The sequence below is a fragment of the Amycolatopsis sp. DG1A-15b genome, assembly GCF_030285645.1.
In the GTDB taxonomy this organism is placed as follows: domain Bacteria; phylum Actinomycetota; class Actinomycetes; order Mycobacteriales; family Pseudonocardiaceae; genus Amycolatopsis.
Window position 1 is genome coordinate 2309097 of record NZ_CP127296.1, and the last position, 19503, is coordinate 2328599.

Sequence of the window (19503 nt, forward strand, 5' to 3'; positions counted from 1 at the left end):
GGCCGTGGCCGCGCGGGTATCCCGGGCCCATGACGAATCTCGACGACACCACGACCGCGAAGCTCGACGAATTCGTGCTCGCCCGGCTCGCGGAGGACGAAGAGCGCGTCCGGGCGGGTGAACTGCCGCTGATCGACGAGGCCGAGCGGCGCGGGCGGCTGCGGATCATGTACGCCGACGACGGCGACGGCCTGCTGCTGGCCGGCGGGCCGGTCGAGGCGATGGAGGACCGGCACCCGGTGCCGTTCGCCGAGAAGGCCGAGTTCCTGCGCCGCGAGATCTGCGACGTCCACGACGATGCGTCCGTCAAGCTCGTCGCGTCGGTCTACGAAGCCCACCCCGACTGGCGCGACGAGTGGCGCCCGTGACCTGATGCCCGCGTGGCCGGCTCGTCCGCGGGTCTTCGCCGACCGGGAGGACGGCGGACGCCGGCTCGCGAGCGAACTGCGGCGCCGCACCTGGGCCGATCCGGTCGTGCTCGGGCTCGCCCGCGGCGGCGTGCCGGTGGCCGCCGTCGTCGCGCGGCGGCTCGGCGCCGAACTCGACGTCGCGGTCGCCCGCAAGATCGGCGCGCCGGGCCACCGCGAGTACGGCGTCGGCGCGGTCACCCCGGACGGCCCGGCGATCTACGACGAGGCCGGTCTGCGCGCGCTGAACCTGACCGCCGCGCGGATGGCCCGGGCCGAGACCCGGGAACGGGCGGAAGCACGCCGCCGGCTTGCGCGTTATCGCGCCGGCCGGGTGCCCGCCGGTCTCACCGGCCGTGACGTCCTCCTCGTGGACGACGGGCTCGCGACCGGCGTCACTGCGACGGCGGCGCTGCGTGACCTCCGCGCGGCCCGGCCGCGGACGCTCGTCTTCGCGGCACCCGTCGCCGCCCCCGGCGCGGTCGCGCGGGTGCTGGCCGAAGCCGACGACGTCGTCTGCGTCGCGGAGCCGCCGGATTTTCGCGCGGTCGGTCAGTGGTACGCCGATTTCCGCCAGCTGGGCGACGACGAGGTGCTGGACCTGCTCACCTCGTGACCGGCTGGGTTCCACAGAGGACCGCCGGTGACGTGCTGCTCCACTCGGGGCGCCCCGGATTGACCCTGTGGGTGACGGGGTATCACCCGATGGGGCACCGACCGAAGGGGCGGGAGCGGGATGAGCGAACGGGACGGGCTCGGCGCGGCGGCGCGCGGGCTGCGGCAGTACCTGCTGGCCGTCGCGGCCAAGCTGGACGCACCCGCCTGGTTCTGCGAGGTGGACGTCCCGGCCGGTGCGTATGTCGCGCTCGAGCGCCGGCTCGCGCGGTTCCCGGCTCACGAGACGGCGCTGCTGTGGGACGAGCGCGACGGCTGGGCCGCGGCGGTCGAGTCGGCGTCCGGCGAAGACGTCGTCGTGCTGGCCTACCTGGGCGAGGACGTGCTGCCCCCGCCCGAAACCGTCGTCGAGTTCGTGACCGGGTTGTACGGCGAGAAGTACCCCGGCCGGCCGGATCCCCCGGATTTCCGCAGACCCGGCACCGCGGACGGCTTCGACGACCGCTTGGCCGCCTACGCCGGCGACCCGGTCGGTCAGGCCTGACCCGCGCGGGCAGCGCGCAGGGCCCGGGCGAACCAGGTGAACACCGGTTCCGGATCCGGGAGCGGAGGCCAGCCGTTGATGGCGGCCACCAGCTGCCAGTACCGCGTGACGCGACGATCGTCGGCGATCTCGAGCCGTTCGAGGATCCACGACTTCAGCCGGTCGTCATCGGCCTTGCCGAAGGTCTCGGCGTAGCGGGCACTGAGCGTGGCGACGATGGCGCCGCCCTGGGCCGAGTCCGGGGCGATCCCGGCCGCGAGCGCCCGGCCGACGTCCTCGCGCACGGTCTCGGTCAGGTCGTGGTGCAGGCCGGTCGTGTCCCCGTCGGCGCGCTGGGCCGCCTGGTACTCGGCCATCCTCCGGACCGCGGCCCGGAAGTCGTTGTCCTGCACCAGCTCCACGAGCGCCATCCACGCCTCGACCTGTCCGGGTGTGGCGTCTTCGGGCAGCTCCGGCATGCTCGAACGCAGCAGTTCCACCATGGCCGGATTGGCGTCGACACCGCCGAAGGTGTCGTCGATGAAATCGTGGATGAGGCGGCGCCGTTCGGCGTCGGACAGGTTCACCAGTTTGTGCATCAGATCCATCTCCCGAGGGGTCGATTCCCGGTTCGCGACCGCCGCGAAGACCGCACGCCGCAGGCGCAGCGCCCGGATCTGCACATCGAGAGCCGCCGCGTGCGCGGCGGCGACCTCGGCGAGCGAGGTCTCCTCGGCGAGCACGCGCCGGACCGTGGCCAGATCGATGTCCAGCTCACGGAGCGTGCGAACCAGTTCCAGGCGAGCGAGGGCGGCCACGTCGTACAGGCGGTAGCCGGCCGGGCTGAGACAGGTCGCCGGAACGATCCCCTTGTCGGAGTAGAACCGGATCGTCTTGACGGACAGACCGGTCCGCGCAGCCAGAGCCCCGATCGTGAGGAGGTTCTCGTCGTCCATGCGCACAGCCTGCAGTCTCCCCTTGAGGGAGACTCAACTCGAAACGCGGTTCCCTGGCCCAGGGCCACTCCGGAGCCACCGCGGCGGCCGGTGAGTCAGCGGGGCGGCAGGACGCAGAATTCGTTGCCTTCCGGGTCGGCGAGCACGATCCACGGGTCGTCGTCCGGGTCGTCGAGGACCTTCGCCCCGAGCATCACCAGGCGTTCGACCTCCGCCCGCTGATCGCCCGTCACCGGCGCCAGGTCGAGGTGCAGGCGGTTCTTGACGGTCTTCTCCTCGGGCACCGGCTGGAACAACAGCGCCGGTCCGTCGTCGACGTCGAGCTGGCGGTACGTCAGACCGTGGGAGTCGGTCCACGTCCGGGTTTTCGCGTTGCCCAGTGCCGCGGCCCAGAACTCGGCCAGCAGGTCCGGCTGACGGCAGTCGACCGCCACGGCCAGGATGCGCGCTGCCGTCATGACTCCGCCACGATGCGGTTGATGGCTTCGGCGACCAGTTCCGGTTCGGACACCGTCACCGTCAGTCCCGGGTGGCTGAGCAGGCCCCACGGATCGATGCCCCGGACGGGTTCCCGGAACCGGAGGCACACGCCGCCTTGCGTGGTCGTTCCGAAGGTCAGGCCGCGGTCGGCGAGCGAAAGCCGGACGCCGAAGACGCGGAAAGCGCGGTACGGGCCGGTGGCTTCGGCTCCGGCGAGATTGCCCAGCGGCGTTTCGACCAGCCATGGCCCGAACCGGACGCGCAGGCCGGCGGCGTCCAGCTCCAGCCCGGCCCGCGCGCCCAGGATCCGGCGCAGCCACGGGGGTCCGACGGCGAACTCGGCGTGGAGCCGGTAGTGCACGACGACGGCGGGTTCACCCACCGCCGCCGCCTCACCGCCGGTCATGCGCCGCCGCCCAACGGCGGGACGTCCGACTCGTCGTCGGCCGGGAGCTCGGGGTCGCGCCACTCCTCGGCGCGCGACGAGCCGTTGCCCTGCAGGGTCCCGCGCAGCCCGGCCTTCATCGCGTCGTCTTCCCGGGGGGAATGCCGGTCGCTTTCGCGGTGCATGGGAACCTCCTTCACGCGGTGTCCTTCCCGGCTACCCGGTGCCCGCGGGCCGAAACGACCGCGGTCACCGGGAGCTCGCGGCGCGCCGGTTGACCGCGCGCGCCGCGACGATGCCGAGCACCAGGGCGGCGGCCGCGGTCAGCCCGTGCAGCCAGTTGTCCGCCCAGTTCAGGTTGATCGGGTCTTCGGGGTTGACGAGCGCGGTGGCGAGGATGCCGTAGGCGGTCATCCCGGTGAAGCCGACGAACAGCACCCAGCAGTAGATGATCGCCCCGCTGCGCCGGGTCGCGGCGAGCAGCCCGAGCACCCCGACCGCCGTGTGGACGAGGTTGAGCAGCGGGGTCACGCTGAAGATCCAGACGGCGCGGCCGGTCTCGTGGCCGACGGCGGCGGTTTCCGGGGTCAGGAACCCGGCGATGCCCAGTGCGAGGTAGAGCAGCCCGAGGACGGCGACGACCGGACGGAGCCAGGACGCCCCGGCCGAGGAGCGGGTTTCGGCGGACGACATGAGGTCTTCTCCTTCTCTCCGCGGCCGGATACCCGCCGCACACGGGCGGAAACGGACAAGTGGAAGGGGCCGGACGGCGGGCTGGGGGGTCCGCCGTCCGGCCCACGGCCGGGACCCGCGCCGGTCCCTGCAGCCGGGACGCGGGCCCCCGGTCTCAGGGGGAACGCCAGTCGTGACCGCGGTAGGCGGTCCCGTGCTGGGCACCCATCAGCAGCAGGCCGCCGTCGACGACGAGCGACGTACCGGTGATGTAGCCGGCCGCCGGGGTCGCCAGGAACGCGACCGCGGCCGCCACCTCGGCCGCGTGGCCGGGGCGGCCGAGCGGGATGCCGGGCCGGTCCTGCTCGCGCGGGTCGGCGTCGGTCTGTCCCGTCATCGGCGTCGAAATTTCCCCTGGGGCCACGGAGTTCACGGTGATGCCGTGCTCGGCCAGCTCCAAGGCGAGCACCTGGGTCAGCGCGCCCGCGCCGGCCTTCGCGGCGCAGTAGGGTGCGGCGCCGACGCGGGGCACGTGCTCGTGGACGCTGGTGATCGTGATGATCCGGCCGCCGCGCCCGGCGTCGATCATGTGCCGGGCCGCGCGCTGCGAGAGCAGGAACACGCCGTCGAGGTCGACGTCCAGCACCTGGCGCCACTTCTCGTAGTCGAGGTCCATGGCGAGCTGGCTGCTGCCGGTGCCGGAGCAGTTGACCAGGACGTCGATGCCGCCGAGGTCCTCGGCGAACGCGTCGACGACGTCGGCGGCGCCGGGCAGCTCGGTCAGGTCGAGCTTCCGGACGTGCGCGGTCACGCCGTGCGAACGGACCTCCGCGGCGGTTTCCTCCGCGCCGTCGGCGTCCGAGTGGTAGGTGATGCCGACGTCCAGACCGCCGCCGACGAGAGCGGCGGCGACCGCGCGGCCGATGCCGGAGTCGGCACCGGTGACGACGGCGCGCCGCGGCGAAGCGGCGTCGGCGGGCAGGGGCGCCGGGAGCGACACGGGCATCTCCTTTCGTTCCTCGTCGGCTACCACCCCCGCGGGGGACTAAACGCGGCGGCCGCCGGCTATCTCGTCCCGATGTGACCGGCCGGGCCGCGTCCCGGCGGCGGGGGAGCAGCCGGTGCTGTCCTGAGTGTGTGCCGGCCGGAAGACGGGGTAACCGCGCCGTTCCCGAACGGAAGGAGAGCTCCCGTGAGCAAGCCGAACCCGATCGAACTGCAGAAGTACCTGTCCGGTGTCGACTACCCGGCGAAGCGGGACGACCTGGTGCGGGCGGCCGAAAAGAACGGCGCCGACCCGGGCACGCTGGACGTCGTGCGCGGCCTGCCGGACCGGACCTACGAGGGGCCCAGCGGGGTGAGCAAGGAGATCGGCGGCTGACGTCCCCCGCGGCCCGGGCGGTGCGCCCGGGCCGCGATCACCGCGATGCCTCCACGGTTTCCGGAACGACGGCGCCGGGCAGCGCCAGGGCCGTCACCGCGCGGCAGACGTCGGCGGGGTCGATCGTGTCGAGACACGGGTGGCCCGGGACCGGGCAGAGGCGGGCGCGGGTGGCGCGGCAGGGCGCGTGCTGGTCGCCGAGCACCACTGTGGGGACACCGTAGGGCGCCCACCGCTCCTGCGGCACGACCGGGGCGAACAGCGACACCACCGGGGTGCCCGCCGCCGCGGCGAGGTGCGCGGGACCGGTGTTGGGCGCCACCACCACCCGAGCGCCGGACAGCACCGCCGCCAGCTCCGCCAGGGACGTCCGGCCGCCGAGGTTGACCGCCGACGTCCCGGCCACCTCCTGGGTCAGCGCGCGTTCCGACGGCGCGCCCGTCACGAGCACCCGGTGCCCGTCGGCGGCCAGGGCCCGCACCGTTTCGCGGCTCCAGGCCGCCGACGGCTGGCGGGCGGGCACCGACGCCGCGGGGTGCACCACGACGTACGCCCCGCCGCCGGTCAACCGGGCCATGTTCGGCAGCGGCCGCCGCAGCGCCAGAGCGCCGTGGTCGTCCGGCGGCAGCGAAAACCCGGCCGCTTCGGCGAGCGACAGCATGCGGACCGGCTCCGGGGGATCGCCGTCGACGCGGTGGCGCAGATCGAGCAGGCTGCCCGGGTAGTCCTCGGAGATCGCGCCGATCCACGGCACGCCGGCCTGGCGCAGCAGCAGCGCCAGCGGCAGCGGGGACTGGTGGAACGACGTCAGGATCAGCGCGCGGTCGAAGGACCGGGACCGGATCGAGGACACGAAGGCGCCGGTGTCCTCGGCGGTCACCGGTGGCGGCTCCGGGTCGATCCAGGGTGCGGTCCAGGTGAGCACGTCGGCCACGCCCGGCAGGAGTTCGCCGGCGGCGCGGCCGTGCGGTCCGGTCAACAGCGTCACGTGCGCACCGGACGCCGCGACCGCGCGGACGCAGGGCCCGGCGAGCAGGACGTCCCCGAGGTTGTCCTGGCGGGCGACGAGCACCCGGGTCATCCGGCGACCCCGGCGACGCGCAGCGCCTCGGACAGGTCCCGGGCGACGGCGGCGTGCCGGCGGGCCCGGGCGATCTCCGGTTCGAGCGTGCGGCCGGTCGGCACCAGCACGGCGCGGGCGCCGGCCGCCAGCGCGGCGTCGACGTCGGCGCCGGTGTCGCCGATGACCACGCAGGAGGCGGGGTCGACGCCGAGCTCGCCGGCGGCGCGCAACACCATGCCGGGGGCGGGTTTGCGGCACGCGCAGCCGTCGCCGTCGTCGTGGACGCAGACCTGCCAGGTGCCGAACGGGCCGAAGAGTTCCTGGACGCGGGCGTTCACCGCGTCGAGCTGCTCCCGCGTGATCAGTCCTTTCGCGACACCGGACTGGTTGCTCACCACCCCGACCGGGATGCCGCGCTCCCGCAACCCGCGGACGAGCTCGACCGCACCGGGCACCGGGCGGACGCCGTCCGGGTCGTTGAGGTAGGGGACGTCGACGATCAGCGTGTCGTCCCGGTCGAACAGCACCGCGACGGGGGGCCGGGGCCGCCGGGCCGCGATCTCCCCGCGCAGCCGGTGGTAGCACGCGGCGGGCGGGATCAGGGCGCTGGTGACGACCATGCGCGCCACTTCACCGGGCGTCCGCGGGCCCGGCAGGATCCGGCGGGTGGCGAACTCCGCCGTCAGCCCGGCCCACACGCCGGCCGCGACCAGCGCCTTGCCGCGGTGGCGCAGCACCGGCAGCGCGAGCGCGGCCAAACCGGCCACTGTGGACAGTGCGTGCAGCCCGAGCCTGCCGTGCCCGGCGCCGGTGCGCTGCCGCCAGAGGACCCCGTGCTTGGCCCGCATCAGCGCGTTGTCGGCGTTGCCGCGCTGGGCCTTGAGACTGTAGAAGAACCCGGCCCGCCGGGCCGGGTGCGTGGTCAGCCGCTCGCCCTGGTCGATCCGGTGCCCGGCTTCGGCGACCCGCAGCGCCAGGTCGGAGTCTTCCCGGAACGCGCGCGGGAACCGCTCGTCGAAGCCACCCGCTTCGACGAGCGCGCGGCGGCGGTAGGCCATGTCCGCGGTGATCCACCGGGCGTGCTCGAGGCCCGCGGTGCCGCGTTCGTCGTCCGTCGGCCGCCGGTCCGCCGGCAGCGGGACGGTGATCCGGCCCTGGGAGGCGGCCACGTCCGGCGGCAGTGAGCCGAGGTCGGCGGCGAGCTGCCGCGGCCAGTCCGGGGCGAGCACGACGTCGTCGTCGACGAACGCGATCCACTCGCTCTTCGCGGTGCGCCAGCCGAGGTTCCGCGCCGCCGCCGGTCCGCGCCCGCCGGAGCGGAGCACACGGACGCCGTCGGGGACGGCGAGTGGGTCTCCGCCCGGGCGGTCGTCGACGACGAGGATTTCCGCCGGCCGCGGGTCCGGTCCGGTGAGGAGGGTTTCCAGGAGTGGCCGAAGCGTCTCGCGGCCCGTCGTGGGGATCACCACGGTGTAGTCGAGCGAAGCAGTCACCGGACCGGGATACCCGGGGCGGGGGTGATCAAACGGCGTGTCGAAGCCGTCGGGCGCGGGTAACCGGCGAGCGACGACAAGGAGGTGCGGATGACCGCGGGGACGATCGAAATCCGGAACCCGGCCGACGGCAGCGTGGTGGGCACTGTGCCGACCGCGGGCGAAGACGAGATCGACGCGGCGCTCGCGCTGGCCCGCCGGACCCGGGCGCAGTGGGCCCGGACCCCGGCCGCCGAGCGCGGGGCGTTGCTGCACACCGCGGCGGAACGGCTGCGGGCCCACGCCGACGAGCTGGCGAAGACGAACGAAGCGGAGACCGGCAAGCCCCGGGACGAAGCCCGCGAAGGCGTGCTCGCCGGTGCCGGCACGTTGGACCAGTACGCCGAGCTCGGCCCGGTCCACCGCGGCCGCAGCCTGCTCGGCGACGTCGGTGCGACGGATCTGATGGTGCCCGAGCCGCACGGCGTGGTCGTGGCGCTGACCCCGTGGAACGACCCGGTCGCGGTCGCGTGCGGGCTCCTGGGTGCCGCGCTGGCCACCGGGAACACGGTGGTGCACAAGCCGAGCGAGCGCGCGCCGCACACCGGGCAGCTGCTCGGCGAGGTGCTCGGCGGCGTCTTCCCGGAGGGCGTGCTGCAGACCCTGCACGGCGACGGCGGGGTCGGCGCGATCCTCGCGACGCGTGACGACGTCGACGTCATCGCCCACGTCGGCAGCACGGCCACCGGCCGGTCGATCGCCGCGAGCGCGGCCGCGACGGGCGCGAAGACGTTGCTGGAGAACGGGGGCAACGACCCGCTGGTGATCGACGAAGACGTCGACCCGGCGTGGGCGGCGGGTCAGGCGGCGCTGGGGGCGTTCGCCAACTCGGGCCAGATCTGCGTGGCGGTCGAACGGATCTACGTGTGCGCCGCGATCGCCGAGCCGTTCCTGGCGGCGCTGGTGAAGGAGGCCGAGTCGCGGACAGTGGCCCCGCTGGTGGACCGGCGGCACCGCGACCACGTGCAGGCCCACGTTTCCGACGCGGTCGCTCGTGGCGCCCGGCTGCTGACGGGAGGCTCGGTGCCGGACGGTCCCGGAGCGCACTACCCGGCGACGGTTTTGACCGGCTGCGCGCCGGATCTGCGCGTGATGACGGAGGAGACGTTCGGCCCGGTGGCGCCGGTCCGGGTGGTGGACAGTTTCGACGAGGGCCTGGCCGAAGCGGCGAAGGGCGACTACGGACTGGCGGCGACGGTGCTGACGGCCTCGATGGCGCACGCCCAGCGCGCGTGGCGCGAGCTGCCGGCGGGGACGGTCAAGGTGAACAACGTGTTCGGCGGCGCCCCGGGCGGCGCGGCCCACCCGCGCGGCCGCAGCGGCAACGGGTACGGCTACGGGCCGGAGCTGCTCGACGAGATGACCCAGACGAAGCTCGTGCACATCGCCCCGCCCGCATGACCGGACAACGGGAAAGATCGGGCGAGGACCGGCTGGAGGAGGCACGACCCGGTTCGCCAGGAGATCCGGATCGGGGAGGCCGGCCGAAGAGCGACGCCGGCTCCTCGCCGGCGGAGGAGCGGCACGATCGGGTTGTCGGTGGCGGGGATGCCGGCGCGGTGCGGGATGGGCGGAGCGGCCATTCCTCACCGGCGGGGGAGCGGCACGATCGGGCTGTCAGCGGCGGGGATGCCGGCGCGGTGCGGGATGGGCGGAGCGGCCATTCCTCACCGGCGGGGGAGCGGCACGGTCGCACCCCCGACGGCCGGTCCGCCACCGCGGTGCGCGCTGAGCGATCCGCCGGCTCGCCGGAGGCGGCCCGGCGCGGGGGGAGCCGGTTCGCGCGCGTGCTCCGGCTGCGGAGGGGCGACAACTCCGCGAGTACCGGATCCGCGGCGGAGACCGAACCCCGCGACCGCACTCCCGCCGGCTGGATCGCGCGCGCTCTCCGCGTCCCCGGCCGTGAACGCCGGATCCTCGTCCAGAGCGCCAAAGCCACCCTCGCCGCGACCGCCGCCTGGCTTCTCGCCACCCTCGTCCTGCACCTGCCCCAGCCGTTTCTCGCGCCCTACGCCGCCGTCTTCCTCGTCGAAGCCACCGTCTACCGGTCACTCCGCGGGTGGATCCAGCAGGTCGGCTCGGTGGCCTCCGGGGTACTCCTCGCCGCCGTTGCCGGGCACTTCATCCCGTGGCAGGCCGTCGCTCTCGCCGCCGTGGTCTTTCTCGGACTGCTGGCCGGCAGCTGGCGGCGGTTCGGGGAGGCCGGGGTCTGGGTCGGCGTCACCGGCATGCTCGTCATCTCCTACGGCACCGCCCGTGAGCCCGTGCTGCTCGGCGACCGCCTCTTGGAAACCGCGCTGGGCGCGGCCATCGGCGTCGCGGTCAACACCCTGATCTTCCCGCCCCTCTACGGCGAACGGCTGGCCGCGGCCGCCGGGCGGCTCGGGAAAGCTCTGGCGGACCTGCTGGAGTCGCTGTCCGACCTGATCCGCCGGGACGAGCCGCCGGAGGACCTCGGCCACCTGCTGTCCCACGAGCAGGACACGCGCAGCCAGGTGCTGGCGGCCGAAGAAGCCGTCGGCCTGACGCGGGAAGGGCGGATGCTGAACCTCCGGCGCGGGCGGCCGTCCGCCGGGACGCGCCACGAGCGTCCGCTTCGGACCCTCATCGGGCTCTGGCCCGCGATGTCGCAGCTGATCGCCGGCGTGCGCATGACCGCGGGCCGGCGGGAGCACCCGTTCGAGTACCCGTGGCCGGACGCGCGGGAAGCGCTGGCCGACCTGATGCACCACCTGGCGGGAGCCGTGCAGTCCGTGGCGACGGCCGGGGAGCCCGTCGAACTGGACGAATGCCGGGCTCTGCTGGGAAAGCTCGAACACCGGCTGGTGACCGCCGAGGAAGACGGCGTCCCGGCCCGGCTGGGCCTCGGCAGCATGACACTGCCCGCGCGGCTGCTCCTCGAACAGCTGGAAAAGCGGTGAAGGCCGCCTCCGAAGAGGCGGCCTTCACGTGCTGAAGACTACTGGACCGCGACCGCCTCGGCTTCGGACCGGTGCCGGCGGCACGCCGTGCACACCATCGTCTGGCCCAGCAGCGTGCCGTCACCGGACACCAGCCGCGCGACGTGCAACGTGGGCAGGCCGCACTCTTCGCAGGGGATCGGCTTGCTGTCGCGGCTGATCATGACACGGTTCGGCATGGTGGAGCCCCCTGACGCGGACGATAGGTCCCGGTGGGTTACCCACGTGTCCTGCGCCACACTCGTCCGGCGCAGTGATGTCACTCGAATGGCGTAGTCACTTGGCCGGGTACTGCTGCTCCCGCAGCACCGTGGCCAGGTGGACGGCGTTGCGCACCAGGGTCGCGTTCGTCGAGGCCACGGCTTCCGGCGTCTCGTCGAGGTCCTGGTAGTCGCCGCCCTGCATGGCTTCGCCGTTCCAGTAGGTCGCGCCCTGGGCCGGGACGGTGAAGCCGACGTCGTTCAGCGCCTGGAACAGGTCCGCGATGATCTTGTGGGCCCCGTCCTCGTTGCCGACCACCGCGGCCACCCCGACCTTGCCGAACATCGCCGGGCGGCCCTCGTCGTCCGTTTCCGACAGCTCGGCGTCGAGGCGTTCCAGGACCCGCTGCGCGACGCTCGACATGTGGCCGACCCACGTCGGGGTGGCGATCAGCAGGACGTCGGCGGCGGCAACCTTCCGCCGGATGTCCGGCCACGCGTCGCCGTCGCCCATATCGGCCTCGACGCCCGGGCGGACGTCGTGGTCGACCACGCGCACGAGCTCGCCGGTGGCGCCGCGTTCGGCGAAGAGGTCGAGCAGCTGCCGCGCGAGGAGATCGCTGCTCGACTTCGCGGGCGACGGCTTGAGCGTGCAGGTCAGCGCGAGGACGCGCAGGGTCATGACTTCCTCCTGGGATGGGTGCCGACGCCGACGTGGGCGAACCCGGCCTCGGCGAGGACGTCGGGATCGAGCAGGTTGCGGGTGTCGACGACGACCGCGCGGTCGGCGGACGCGGCCAGCCGGGCCCAGTCGAGGTCCCGGAACTCGGGCCACTCGGTGAGCACGACGAGCGCCGCGGCGTCCTTGGCCACCAGGTACGGGTCGTCGACGACCTGGACCGCACCCGTGCCGGGCACGCACCCGACGGCCGGGTCGTGCGCGGTCAGCTCGGCACCCGCGCGGGCCAGGTCGTCGGCCACGGCCAGGGCGGGGGAGTCGCGCAGGTCGCCGGTGCCCGCCTTGAAGGCCAGGCCCAGCAGGCCGATGCGGGCTCCGGCGAGGGAGCCGGCGGGTGAACCGGTCACGGCCTGCCGCACGGCCCGCACCACCCGGGCGCGCTGGCGGGCGTTGACGCGGACCGCGTCGCGCAGGATGCCGAAGTCGACGCCCGCCGACTCGGCCGCGTGCAGCAGGGCGGAGGTGTCCTTCGGCAGGCACGAACCACCCCAGCCGGGGCCGGGGGCGAGGAACTCCGGGCCGATCCGCGCGTCGAGGCCCATGGTGCGCGAGACCTCGCGGACGTCCGCGCCGAACCGCTCGCACAGTTCGGCCAGGACGTTCACGTAGGACAGTTTCACGGCGAGGAACGCGTTGCTCGCGTACTTCGCGAGTTCGGCGCTGGCCGAGTCGGTCGCCACCACCGGGGCACCGGTCGGTTCGTACAGCCGCGCGACCCGCCGCGCCGGTGGCGAATCCGCCGGGTCGGTGCCGACCACCACCCGGTCCGGGTGCAGGAAGTCTTCGACGGCGTGCCCTTCCCGGAGGAACTCCGGGTTGGCCACGACCGGCAGGTCGTCGCGGCCGAGCAGGTGCGGCAGCCGCGCCGCGGTGCCGACCGGCACCGTCGACTTGGCGACCACCACGCAACCCGGCCGCAGCAGCCGCCCGAGCTGCGGCACGACCTGTTCGAGGACGCCGAGGTCGGGGCGGCCGTCTTCGGCGGGCGGCGTGGGCAGGCACAGCAAGACGAGGTCCGCGCCGTAGAGCTCCGCCTGGGCGGTGGTGAAGCTCAGGGTCCGGTCGGCGAGGCCCTGGCCGACCAGCTCGGCGAGGCCGGGTTCGGCGATGGAAACCACGCCGCGGTCCAGTTCGTCCACTTTGGACGCGTCGGCGTCCACGCAGGTCACCCGGTGCCCGAGCCGCGCGAAGCAGGCGGCACTCGTCAGCCCGACGTAGCCGGCACCGACGATCCCGATGTGCTCAGCCATGGGCCACCCGCATTTCGAGAGCCGACCGCGTCGCGGCCAGCACGCGCTCCTCGCCGAGCAGCAGCAGCCCGCCGTCGGGCTCCTCGCCGTGCGGGTTGCCGACGTTCCCGGCCCACAGCACGACGTGCTGGCGGGCGGACGGCGGCGGGCCCCACAGCCGGGGCGGGGTCGGGCCGAACAGCAGCACCGACGGCGTGCCGAACGCCGTGGCGAGGTGCCCGACACCGGTGTCGCCGCAGACGACAAGGGCCGCCCCGGCCACCAGCGCGGCCAGTTCCGCCAGGCCGGTGCGCCCGGCCAGCACGGCGTCGTCGCCGAGCCCGGCCGCTTCGGCGATCGAAAGCGCCAGGTCGCGTTCGCCGGCGCTGCCGGTGAGCACGACCCGGTGCCCGCGCGCGGCCAGGTCCCGGACGACCGTCGCGAACCGCCCGGGCGGCCAGCGCCGGGCCGGGAACGCCGCGCCGGGGTGCACCACGACGGCGTCCGGGGCCGGGCTCGAGCCCGGCGACACGGGCAGGGCCAGCGCCGACCGGTCCGCCTCCAGGTGGTGGTATTCGACGAGCCGGCACCAGCGGTCCACCTCGTGCACGTCGTCGCGCCAGTCGAGGCCGGGCACGTCGGGGAAGTCGGGGTGGCGGTGGGTCAGCAGCTCGGCGGGGTCGGCGGCGAGCAGGTCGTGGATGCTCTCCGGGCCGCTGCCGTGCAGGTTCACCGCGAGCCGCGGCGGCGGGCCGGACCAGGCGAGCTCGCCGAGCTTCGGGGTCGGCAGCAGCTCGTCGATCGCGTCGATCAGCTCCACCAGGTCCCGCAGGCTTTCCGGCGCCGCCAGCACCAGCCGGTCGCCCGGGTACGCCGCACGCAGGGCGCGCAACGCGGGCACCGCCGTCAGCAGGTCCCCCACGCCGAGCGCGCGCAGCACGAGGACCGCGGCACTCACGGCCACGACCCCTCCTCGGACGCGCACACGACCAGTTCCCGGACCTCGGCGCCCGGCGGCTGCTGCAGCGCGAACACGACGGTGCCGGCGACGTGCTCGGGCTGGTTGAGCTTCGCGTCCGGCGGCGGCTTGTACTGGTCGGTGCGGTCGTCGAAGAAGTGCGTCCACATCCCGCCGGGGACGAGCAGGGTGACGCCGACGCGCCCGGCCAGCTCGGCGGCGAGCGCGCGGGTGAAGCCGACGACGCCGAACTTCGAGGCGCAGTAGGCGGTCGCGTCGCTCACCGCCTTGATGCCCAGGGTGGACGCGACGGTGACGACTGTGCCGTGCGAACGTTCCAGGTAGGGGAGCGCGGCCCGGATCACCGCGGCCGTGCCGAACAGGTTCACCTTGACGACCCGTTCCCAGTCTTCGGTGGGCACTTCGCCGAGCGGGCCGCAGGCGTCGGTGCCGGCGGCGGTGAAGACGCCGTCCAGGCCGCCCGCGCGCTCGGCGAGCTCCCGCACCGCGGCCTCGGTCGCGGCGGTGTCGGTCAGGTCGGCTTCGACGTATTCGGCCGGGTCGTCCGGGCGGACCCGGTCGAGGACGTACGGGGTGCCACCGGCCTTGCGGACGGCGTCGACGGTGGCGGCGCCGAGGCCGGACGCGCCACCGGTGATCAGGACGTTGCCGAGGGGTCGCATCGCTCTCCTTCGCGGGCGAGGGGGGTCAGGCGCTGGCCGCCGCGGCGACCAGCCGGGAGGTCGAGTAGCCGGGCACGGTCGGGACGAGCACGACTTCGCCGCCGTGCCGTTCGACCACTTCGCGTTCGGGCAGGTCCGCTTCCGCGTAGTCGCCGCCTTTCACCCACACGTCCGGCCGCAGCTTCTCCAGGACGGCGGTGGGCGAGGGCTCGTCGAAGACGGCGACGGCGTCCACAAAGGACAAAGCGGAGAGGAGCCGGGCGCGGTCGCGGTCGCGGACCAGCGGGCGGCCGGGCCCCTTCAGGCCCCGCACCGACTCGTCGGAATTGAGGCAGACGACCAGCGCGTCGCCGAGGGCGCGGGCCTGCCGCAGCAGGCTCACGTGCCCGGGGTGCAGCAGGTCGAAGCAGCCGCCGGTGGCGATCAGGCGGCCGCCGGTTCCGCGGATCCGCTCGGCGAGGCCGAAGGCGTCGGTCGCCGGCTGCGGGTCGGGCACCGGGCCGTCGTCGGTGGACAGCGCGGTCGCGCCGCCGGCGGCGACGAACCGGGCGGCCGCCTCGACGGCGGTCACCACGGCTTCGGTCGTGTCGGCGCCGCCGAGCAGGGCGGCGGTGGCCGCGGCCGCGAACCGGTCGCCCGCACCGCAGGTGTCCGGCGCGGTGTGGCCGGGAGTCCGGGCCGCCGCGGGGATCGGGACAGTCGTTTCGCCGAGGCCGTCGGCGAGCACCGCGCCGCGGGCGCCGACGGTGACCGCGACCGCGTCGGCGTGCCAGTGGCCGCGCAGCAGCTTGGCGAGCTCGGCCGGTTCCTCGTGCCCGGCGAGCACCGCGCGCGCTTCGGCGAGGTTCGGCGTGACCAGCCGCGTCCCGGGTACCGGCTGCGCGCCGCGGGGGTGCGGGTCCCACACCACCGGGATCCGTTCGGCCAGCTCCCGCAGGAGCCGCCGGACGTCCGGGTTGCGCGTCAGGCCGCGGCCGTAGTCGGCCACGAGGATCGCACCGGCGTCGGCCAGGACGTCGTGCGCCCGGGCGGGCAGCGGGTCGGCGGTCGCCGTGCCGTCGCCGGAATCCAGGCGCAGCAACGACTGCCCGCCCGCGCGGATCCGGGTCTTGCACACCGTCGTGCCGCGCAGCGGCAGCGGCAGCACGGTGACGTCCGGTTCCAGCAGCCCGGTGAGCGCGTGGCCGCCTTCGTCGCCGCCGAGCGGCGTGACCAGGACGACCTCGGCCGCCGACCGCGCGGCCAGCAACGCGGCCAGGCCGGCCCCACCGGGGCGGCGGCGCCGGGCCGTCAGGTCGACCACCGGCACCGGCGCCTCCGGGCACAGCCGTTCGGCGGTGCCTTCGGCGTCGACGTCCAGCAGCGTGTCGCCGAGAACGACCAACGGCCTCACGCGGTCACCCCGAGCGCGTTGTCGAGGGCCGCGCACAGGCCGTGCACCAGCGCCAAGTGCATTTCCTGCACGGTCGCGACGCTCGGCGCTTCGACCGTCACGGCGTCGTCGCACAGGGCGGCGAGGGGGTTGGGGGCCGGCCCGGTCAGCGCCCACGTCGTCACGCCGAGCTCGTGCGCGGCCTTCGCGGCGGCGACGACGTTCTGACTGCCGCCGCTGGTGGACAGGCACACCAGCACGTCGCCCGGCCGCCCGTGCGCGTGCACCTGGCGGGCGAAGACCTCGTGGTCGCCGTAGTCGTTGACGATCGCCGTGGTCGCGGACGTGTCCGCGTGCAGCGCGATCGCCGAAAGGGGGCGGCGTTCGTGGCGGAACCGGCCGACGAGCTCGCCGGTCAGGTGCTGGGCTTCGGCCGCGCTGCCCCCGTTGCCGCAGGCGAGCAGCTTGCCGCCGGCCTCGAAGACCCCGGCGAGGTGCCGGCCCCACGCGGTTATCTTGGGGGCGGATTCGCGGGCCCGGCCGGCGGCCTCGGCCAGCGCGGCGAGATGGTCTTCCATCACGGCACCTCCTTCTCCTCCGGCGACGCCGCGCCGGTTTGAGTGGGACGGGGACGCCGGAGCACGAACGGCCCCAGCGCGAGCAGGTCGATGGGGGCCGAGCCGAAGCACTCCAGCGCGTCCCGGGGCGAGTCGACCATCGGGCGGCCGGCGGTGTTGAGGCTGGTGTTGATCACGACCGGCAGGCCGGTCCGGCGCTCGAAGGCGGCCAGCATCCGGGCCAGTACCGGGTTTTCGCGTTCTTCGACGGTCTGCACGCGGGCAGTGCCGTCGACGTGGGTGACGGCCGGGATGCGGTCACGCCAGTCTTCGGCGACGTCGTGCACGAACAGCATGTACGGGCTGGGGAGCGGGCCGCGGGTGAAGATCTCGGCCGCCCGCTCGGCCCGGACCATCGGCGCCACCGGGCGGAACTGCTCACGGCCCTTGACGTCGTTGAGCCGCTCGAGGTTCGCCTTGCGGCCCGGGTGCGCCAGCAGCGACCGGTGCCCCAGCGCCCGCGGGCCGAACTCGGCGCGGCCCTGGAACCAGGCGATCACCTCGTCGTTCGCCAGTGCTTCGGCGACGGTCTCGGCGAGGTCGTCCGGTCGTTCGTAGGGCAGCTTGGCCTTGATCAGGATTTCTTCGAGCTCTTCGTCGGTCCACCCGCGGCCGAGACCGGCGTCCCCCATGGGAGCGCCGCGTTCCCCGGCTTCGGCCGCCAGCTGCAGTGCGGCGCCGAGCGCGGTGCCCGCGTCCCCGGCGGCGGGCTGCACCCAGATCCGGTCGAACGGGCCTTCGGCGTGCAGCCGGCTGTTGGCGACGCAGTTGAGCGCGATCCCGCCCGCCATCGCCAGGTCGCGCTGGCCGGTGGCCTCGTGCAGCCAGTCCGCCAGTTCCAGCAGGATGTCCTCGAGGACTTTCTGGACACTCGCGGCGAGATCGGCGTGCCGCCGGCTGAGCTCCTCGCCGGCCTCGCGGCGCGGAGCCAGTGACGCCAGGTCGACGCCCGAGGCGTGGAAGCCGCCGTCGCCGGTGACGTGGACGTGCTCGCAGAGTTCGTCGAGGAACTCCGGCTTGCCGTAGGAGGCGAGCGCCATGACCTTGTACTCGTCGCTGGACCGCGCGAAGCCGAGGTGCTCGGTGAGGTCTTCGTAGAGCAGGCCGAGCGAGTGCGGCAGCTTCTGCGCCGCCAGTTCCTTGAACCGCCCGTCGCGGTACTCACCGGCCAGATAGGACGTGCTCTCGCCGCGTCCGTCGGCGACGAGCACGGCGCAGTCGCCGAACGGCGCGGCCAGCGCGGCCGACGCGGCGTGCGCGACGTGGTGCCGGACGAACTTGACGATGCCCGGGTCCAGTCCGGGCAAAGCGGACTTCAGGAACAAGGGGGCCCGCTTCGCGAACTCCGTCCGCAGCTCCTCGCCGCTCGGGTCGTGGCCGGGCAGGCCCGGCTCGACCAGCGCGGGGTCGTAGGAATATCCGACGGCGTCGAGGTCCTTCGCGGACAGTCCCGCCTGGGCCAGGCACCAGGCGGCGGCCTGGGCGGGCTGTTCCCACGTGGAGAACGGCACCGCCTGCTTGCCGTGTTTGCGGCGGCTGAAGCGTTCTTCCTCCGCCGCGGCGACGATCTCCCCGTCCACCACCAGCGCGGCGGCCGGGTCGTGGAAGACGGCATTGATCCCGAGTATGCGCATCGACCTGCCTCTGGCGTTCCGGTGCGGACTCGTGAGGCCCGCTCTCGCCTATAGCGCTACCCGGCGAAGTCGTTGATAAACGATGGCGCGCATAAGCCCTGGGCGTCGCTACTCAGCGCGACGGCGCCCGGCGGAACCACGTCGCAGTGCGACGGAGCCCGTCGTCGGCGTCGATCTTCGGTTCCCAGCCGAGGACGTCACGCGCGAGGGAGATGTCGGGACAGCGCCGCTGCGGGTCGTCGACGACGGCGTCGACGTACTCGATGGGCGAACCGGACCCGGTGATGTCCTTGATCCGTTCCGCCACCTGCCGGACGGTCAGCTCGTCCGGGTTGCCGATGTTGACCGGTCCGGGGTGGCCGGACCGCGCGAGCGCGAGCAGGCCACGGACGGTGTCCTCGACGTAGCAGATCGACCGGGTCTGTTCGCCGGTGCCGGTGACCGTGAGCGGCTCGTTCCCGAGCGCCTGGCCGAGGAACGCCGGGATCATCCGGCCGTCGTGGGCGCGCATGCCGGGGCCGTAGGTGTTGAAGATCCGCGCGATCGCCGTGTCGACGCCGAATTCGCGGCGGTAGGCCGACGTCAGCGCTTCGGCGTAGCGCTTGGCTTCGTCGTAGACGCTGCGCGGCCCGATGGGGTTGACGTTGCCCCAATACCCTTCGCGCTGCGGGTGTTCCAGGGGATCGCCGTAGACCTCGCTCGTCGAGGCGAGCACGAACCGGGCCCCCTCGCGCCGGGCCAGCTCGAGCGCCTGCTCGGTGCCGTGCGAGCCCGCGCGCAGGGTTTCCAGCGGCAGAGCCAGGTAGTCACGGGGCGACGCGGCCGAGGCCAGGTGGAAGACGACGTCGGCTTCGCAGCCCGGCGGCATGGGTTGCGTGACGTCGTGGCGCACGAACCGGAACCCCTCGTGGCGGCGCAGGTGGTCCAGGCTGTCCGCCGAGGACGTCACGAGGTTGTCGACGGCGACGACTTCGATGTCTTCTTCGAGCAGCAGTTCGCACAGGTGTGCGCCGACGAAGCCGGCACCCCCGGTCACCACCGCACGCCCGAACCGCCTGGTCACTGCCGGATTCTCCATGTCGTCGCGGCTACCCGGC

23 protein-coding genes are annotated in these 19503 nt (G+C 74.1%); 6 read left to right on the forward strand and 17 right to left on the reverse strand.

Translation table 11 applies throughout. The features are described 5' to 3' along the window. The first annotated feature begins 29 nt into the window (after nt 1-29). From QRY02_RS10535 to QRY02_RS10545, 3 genes are all read left to right on the forward strand, one after another. Nucleotides 30-368: a DUF6221 family protein gene (locus QRY02_RS10535; RefSeq protein ID WP_285991327.1), complete on the forward strand. Its 339-nt coding sequence runs from the start codon at nt 30-32 to the stop codon at nt 366-368. A gap of 4 nt (nt 369-372) precedes the next feature. Beyond that, on the forward strand, nt 373-1023 hold the full coding sequence (locus QRY02_RS10540) for a phosphoribosyltransferase (protein ID WP_285991328.1): 651 nt from the start codon (nt 373-375) through the stop codon (nt 1021-1023). 120 nt (nt 1024-1143) lie between these two features. Then, nucleotides 1144-1566, forward strand: a complete 423-nt coding sequence (locus tag QRY02_RS10545) for a DUF6292 family protein (RefSeq protein ID WP_285991329.1) — start codon at nt 1144-1146, stop codon at nt 1564-1566. Here QRY02_RS10545 and QRY02_RS10550 read toward each other — a convergent pair. The 6 genes from QRY02_RS10550 to QRY02_RS10575 form a co-directional block, all read right to left on the reverse strand. Further along, nucleotides 1557-2501 (reverse strand): MerR family transcriptional regulator, encoded by a 945-nt coding sequence (locus tag QRY02_RS10550; protein WP_285991330.1) that lies wholly within the window; start codon nt 2499-2501, stop codon nt 1557-1559. The two genes, QRY02_RS10545 and QRY02_RS10550, sit on opposite strands and share 10 nt — an antisense overlap. A gap of 95 nt (nt 2502-2596) precedes the next feature. Next, nucleotides 2597-2959: a VOC family protein gene (locus QRY02_RS10555; RefSeq protein ID WP_285991331.1), complete on the reverse strand. Its 363-nt coding sequence runs from the start codon at nt 2957-2959 to the stop codon at nt 2597-2599. After that, on the reverse strand, nt 2956-3387 hold the full coding sequence (locus QRY02_RS10560; RefSeq protein WP_285991332.1) for a hypothetical protein: 432 nt from the start codon (nt 3385-3387) through the stop codon (nt 2956-2958). The genes QRY02_RS10555 and QRY02_RS10560 overlap by 4 nt, the downstream gene beginning before the upstream one ends. After that, nucleotides 3384-3551, reverse strand: coding sequence for a hypothetical protein (locus tag QRY02_RS10565; RefSeq protein WP_285991333.1), 168 nt, complete (start codon nt 3549-3551; stop codon nt 3384-3386). The genes QRY02_RS10560 and QRY02_RS10565 overlap by 4 nt, the downstream gene beginning before the upstream one ends. Before the next feature lie 64 nt (nt 3552-3615). After that, on the reverse strand, nt 3616-4059 hold the full coding sequence (locus QRY02_RS10570; protein ID WP_285991334.1) for a DUF4383 domain-containing protein: 444 nt from the start codon (nt 4057-4059) through the stop codon (nt 3616-3618). 154 nt (nt 4060-4213) lie between these two features. After that, entirely contained in the window at nt 4214-5038 is an 825-nt protein-coding gene (locus QRY02_RS10575) for an SDR family oxidoreductase (protein ID WP_285991335.1), read from the reverse strand. A 192-nt stretch (nt 5039-5230) separates the two neighbouring features. On the opposite strand from QRY02_RS10575, the gene QRY02_RS10580 reads away from it, so the two are divergent. Next, nucleotides 5231-5419 carry a DUF2795 domain-containing protein gene (locus QRY02_RS10580; protein ID WP_086849994.1) on the forward strand — a complete coding sequence of 63 codons (189 nt, stop codon included), beginning with the start codon at nt 5231-5233 and terminating at the stop codon, nt 5417-5419. 37 nt (nt 5420-5456) lie between these two features. Here QRY02_RS10580 and QRY02_RS10585 read toward each other — a convergent pair whose 3' ends face one another. Further along, on the reverse strand, nt 5457-6500 hold the full coding sequence (locus tag QRY02_RS10585) for a glycosyltransferase family 9 protein (RefSeq protein WP_285991336.1): 1044 nt from the start codon (nt 6498-6500) through the stop codon (nt 5457-5459). After that, nucleotides 6497-7975 (reverse strand): HAD-IIIA family hydrolase, encoded by a 1479-nt coding sequence (locus QRY02_RS10590; protein ID WP_285991337.1) that lies wholly within the window; start codon nt 7973-7975, stop codon nt 6497-6499. Before QRY02_RS10590 ends, QRY02_RS10585 begins: the two co-directional genes overlap by 4 nt. Before the next feature lie 90 nt (nt 7976-8065). Here QRY02_RS10590 and QRY02_RS10595 point away from each other — a divergent pair, with 90 nt between their 5' ends. Together QRY02_RS10595 and QRY02_RS10600 are read left to right on the forward strand one after the other, a co-directional pair. Next, complete coding sequence (locus QRY02_RS10595) at nt 8066-9415, forward strand: aldehyde dehydrogenase family protein (RefSeq protein WP_285991338.1); 1350 nt, start codon at nt 8066-8068, stop codon at nt 9413-9415. Between the two features lie 395 nt (nt 9416-9810). Then, nucleotides 9811-10935, forward strand: coding sequence for an FUSC family protein (locus QRY02_RS10600; RefSeq protein WP_285993811.1), 1125 nt, complete (start codon nt 9811-9813; stop codon nt 10933-10935). A gap of 38 nt (nt 10936-10973) precedes the next feature. Here QRY02_RS10600 and QRY02_RS10605 read toward each other — a convergent pair whose 3' ends face one another. The 9 genes from QRY02_RS10605 to QRY02_RS10645 all read right to left on the reverse strand — a co-directional run bounded on the left by QRY02_RS10605 (nt 10974) and on the right by QRY02_RS10645 (nt 19469). Next, nucleotides 10974-11153: a hypothetical protein gene (locus tag QRY02_RS10605; RefSeq protein WP_285991339.1), complete on the reverse strand. Its 180-nt coding sequence runs from the start codon at nt 11151-11153 to the stop codon at nt 10974-10976. Between the two features lie 97 nt (nt 11154-11250). Further along, on the reverse strand, nt 11251-11856 hold the full coding sequence (locus QRY02_RS10610) for a flavodoxin family protein (RefSeq protein WP_285991340.1): 606 nt from the start codon (nt 11854-11856) through the stop codon (nt 11251-11253). After that, nucleotides 11853-13163, reverse strand: a complete 1311-nt coding sequence (locus QRY02_RS10615) for a UDP-glucose dehydrogenase family protein (protein ID WP_285991341.1) — start codon at nt 13161-13163, stop codon at nt 11853-11855. The genes QRY02_RS10610 and QRY02_RS10615 overlap by 4 nt, the downstream gene beginning before the upstream one ends. Continuing rightward, complete coding sequence (locus QRY02_RS10620) at nt 13156-14106, reverse strand: glycosyltransferase family 9 protein (protein WP_285991342.1); 951 nt, start codon at nt 14104-14106, stop codon at nt 13156-13158. Before QRY02_RS10620 ends, QRY02_RS10615 begins: the two co-directional genes overlap by 8 nt. Next, complete coding sequence (locus tag QRY02_RS10625; protein ID WP_285991343.1) at nt 14097-14783, reverse strand: SDR family oxidoreductase; 687 nt, start codon at nt 14781-14783, stop codon at nt 14097-14099. Before QRY02_RS10625 ends, QRY02_RS10620 begins: the two co-directional genes overlap by 10 nt. 25 nt (nt 14784-14808) lie before the next feature. Then, a complete protein-coding gene (locus QRY02_RS10630) occupies nt 14809-16176 on the reverse strand; it encodes a PfkB family carbohydrate kinase (protein ID WP_285991344.1) in 1368 nt (455 codons plus the stop codon). Next, nucleotides 16173-16733 (reverse strand): D-sedoheptulose-7-phosphate isomerase, encoded by a 561-nt coding sequence (locus QRY02_RS10635; protein ID WP_285993812.1) that lies wholly within the window; start codon nt 16731-16733, stop codon nt 16173-16175. Before QRY02_RS10635 ends, QRY02_RS10630 begins: the two co-directional genes overlap by 4 nt. Beyond that, complete coding sequence (locus QRY02_RS10640; RefSeq protein WP_285991345.1) at nt 16733-18406, reverse strand: carbamoyltransferase family protein; 1674 nt, start codon at nt 18404-18406, stop codon at nt 16733-16735. The genes QRY02_RS10635 and QRY02_RS10640 overlap by 1 nt, the downstream gene beginning before the upstream one ends. A gap of 112 nt (nt 18407-18518) precedes the next feature. Next, nucleotides 18519-19469, reverse strand: a complete 951-nt coding sequence (locus tag QRY02_RS10645; protein WP_502874197.1) for an NAD-dependent epimerase/dehydratase family protein — start codon at nt 19467-19469, stop codon at nt 18519-18521. Nucleotides 19470-19503 lie beyond the last annotated feature (34 nt).

Excerpts from the sequence above, each read along its gene's own strand:
- QRY02_RS10570 (WP_285991334.1), bottom strand. The coding sequence starts at position 4,059 with ATGTCGTCCGCCGAAACCCGCTCCTCGGCCGGGGCGTCCTGGCTCCGT.
- QRY02_RS10615 (WP_285991341.1), bottom strand. The coding sequence starts at position 13,163 with ATGGCTGAGCACATCGGGATCGTCGGTGCCGGCTACGTCGGGCTGACG.
- QRY02_RS10635 (WP_285993812.1), bottom strand. The coding sequence starts at position 16,733 with ATGGAAGACCATCTCGCCGCGCTGGCCGAGGCCGCCGGCCGGGCCCGC.
- QRY02_RS10595 (WP_285991338.1), top strand. The coding sequence starts at position 8,066 with ATGACCGCGGGGACGATCGAAATCCGGAACCCGGCCGACGGCAGCGTG.
- QRY02_RS10610 (WP_285991340.1), bottom strand. The coding sequence starts at position 11,856 with ATGACCCTGCGCGTCCTCGCGCTGACCTGCACGCTCAAGCCGTCGCCC.
- QRY02_RS10555 (WP_285991331.1), bottom strand. The coding sequence starts at position 2,959 with ATGACGGCAGCGCGCATCCTGGCCGTGGCGGTCGACTGCCGTCAGCCG.
- QRY02_RS10565 (WP_285991333.1), bottom strand. The coding sequence starts at position 3,551 with ATGCACCGCGAAAGCGACCGGCATTCCCCCCGGGAAGACGACGCGATG.
- QRY02_RS10535 (WP_285991327.1), top strand. The coding sequence starts at position 30 with ATGACGAATCTCGACGACACCACGACCGCGAAGCTCGACGAATTCGTG.
- QRY02_RS10640 (WP_285991345.1), bottom strand. The coding sequence starts at position 18,406 with ATGCGCATACTCGGGATCAATGCCGTCTTCCACGACCCGGCCGCCGCG.
- QRY02_RS10605 (WP_285991339.1), bottom strand. The coding sequence starts at position 11,153 with ATGCCGAACCGTGTCATGATCAGCCGCGACAGCAAGCCGATCCCCTGC.
- QRY02_RS10585 (WP_285991336.1), bottom strand. The coding sequence starts at position 6,500 with ATGACCCGGGTGCTCGTCGCCCGCCAGGACAACCTCGGGGACGTCCTG.
- QRY02_RS10540 (WP_285991328.1), top strand. The coding sequence starts at position 373 with ATGCCCGCGTGGCCGGCTCGTCCGCGGGTCTTCGCCGACCGGGAGGAC.
- QRY02_RS10560 (WP_285991332.1), bottom strand. The coding sequence starts at position 3,387 with ATGACCGGCGGTGAGGCGGCGGCGGTGGGTGAACCCGCCGTCGTCGTG.
- QRY02_RS10550 (WP_285991330.1), bottom strand. The coding sequence starts at position 2,501 with ATGGACGACGAGAACCTCCTCACGATCGGGGCTCTGGCTGCGCGGACC.
- QRY02_RS10625 (WP_285991343.1), bottom strand. The coding sequence starts at position 14,783 with ATGCGACCCCTCGGCAACGTCCTGATCACCGGTGGCGCGTCCGGCCTC.
- QRY02_RS10545 (WP_285991329.1), top strand. The coding sequence starts at position 1,144 with ATGAGCGAACGGGACGGGCTCGGCGCGGCGGCGCGCGGGCTGCGGCAG.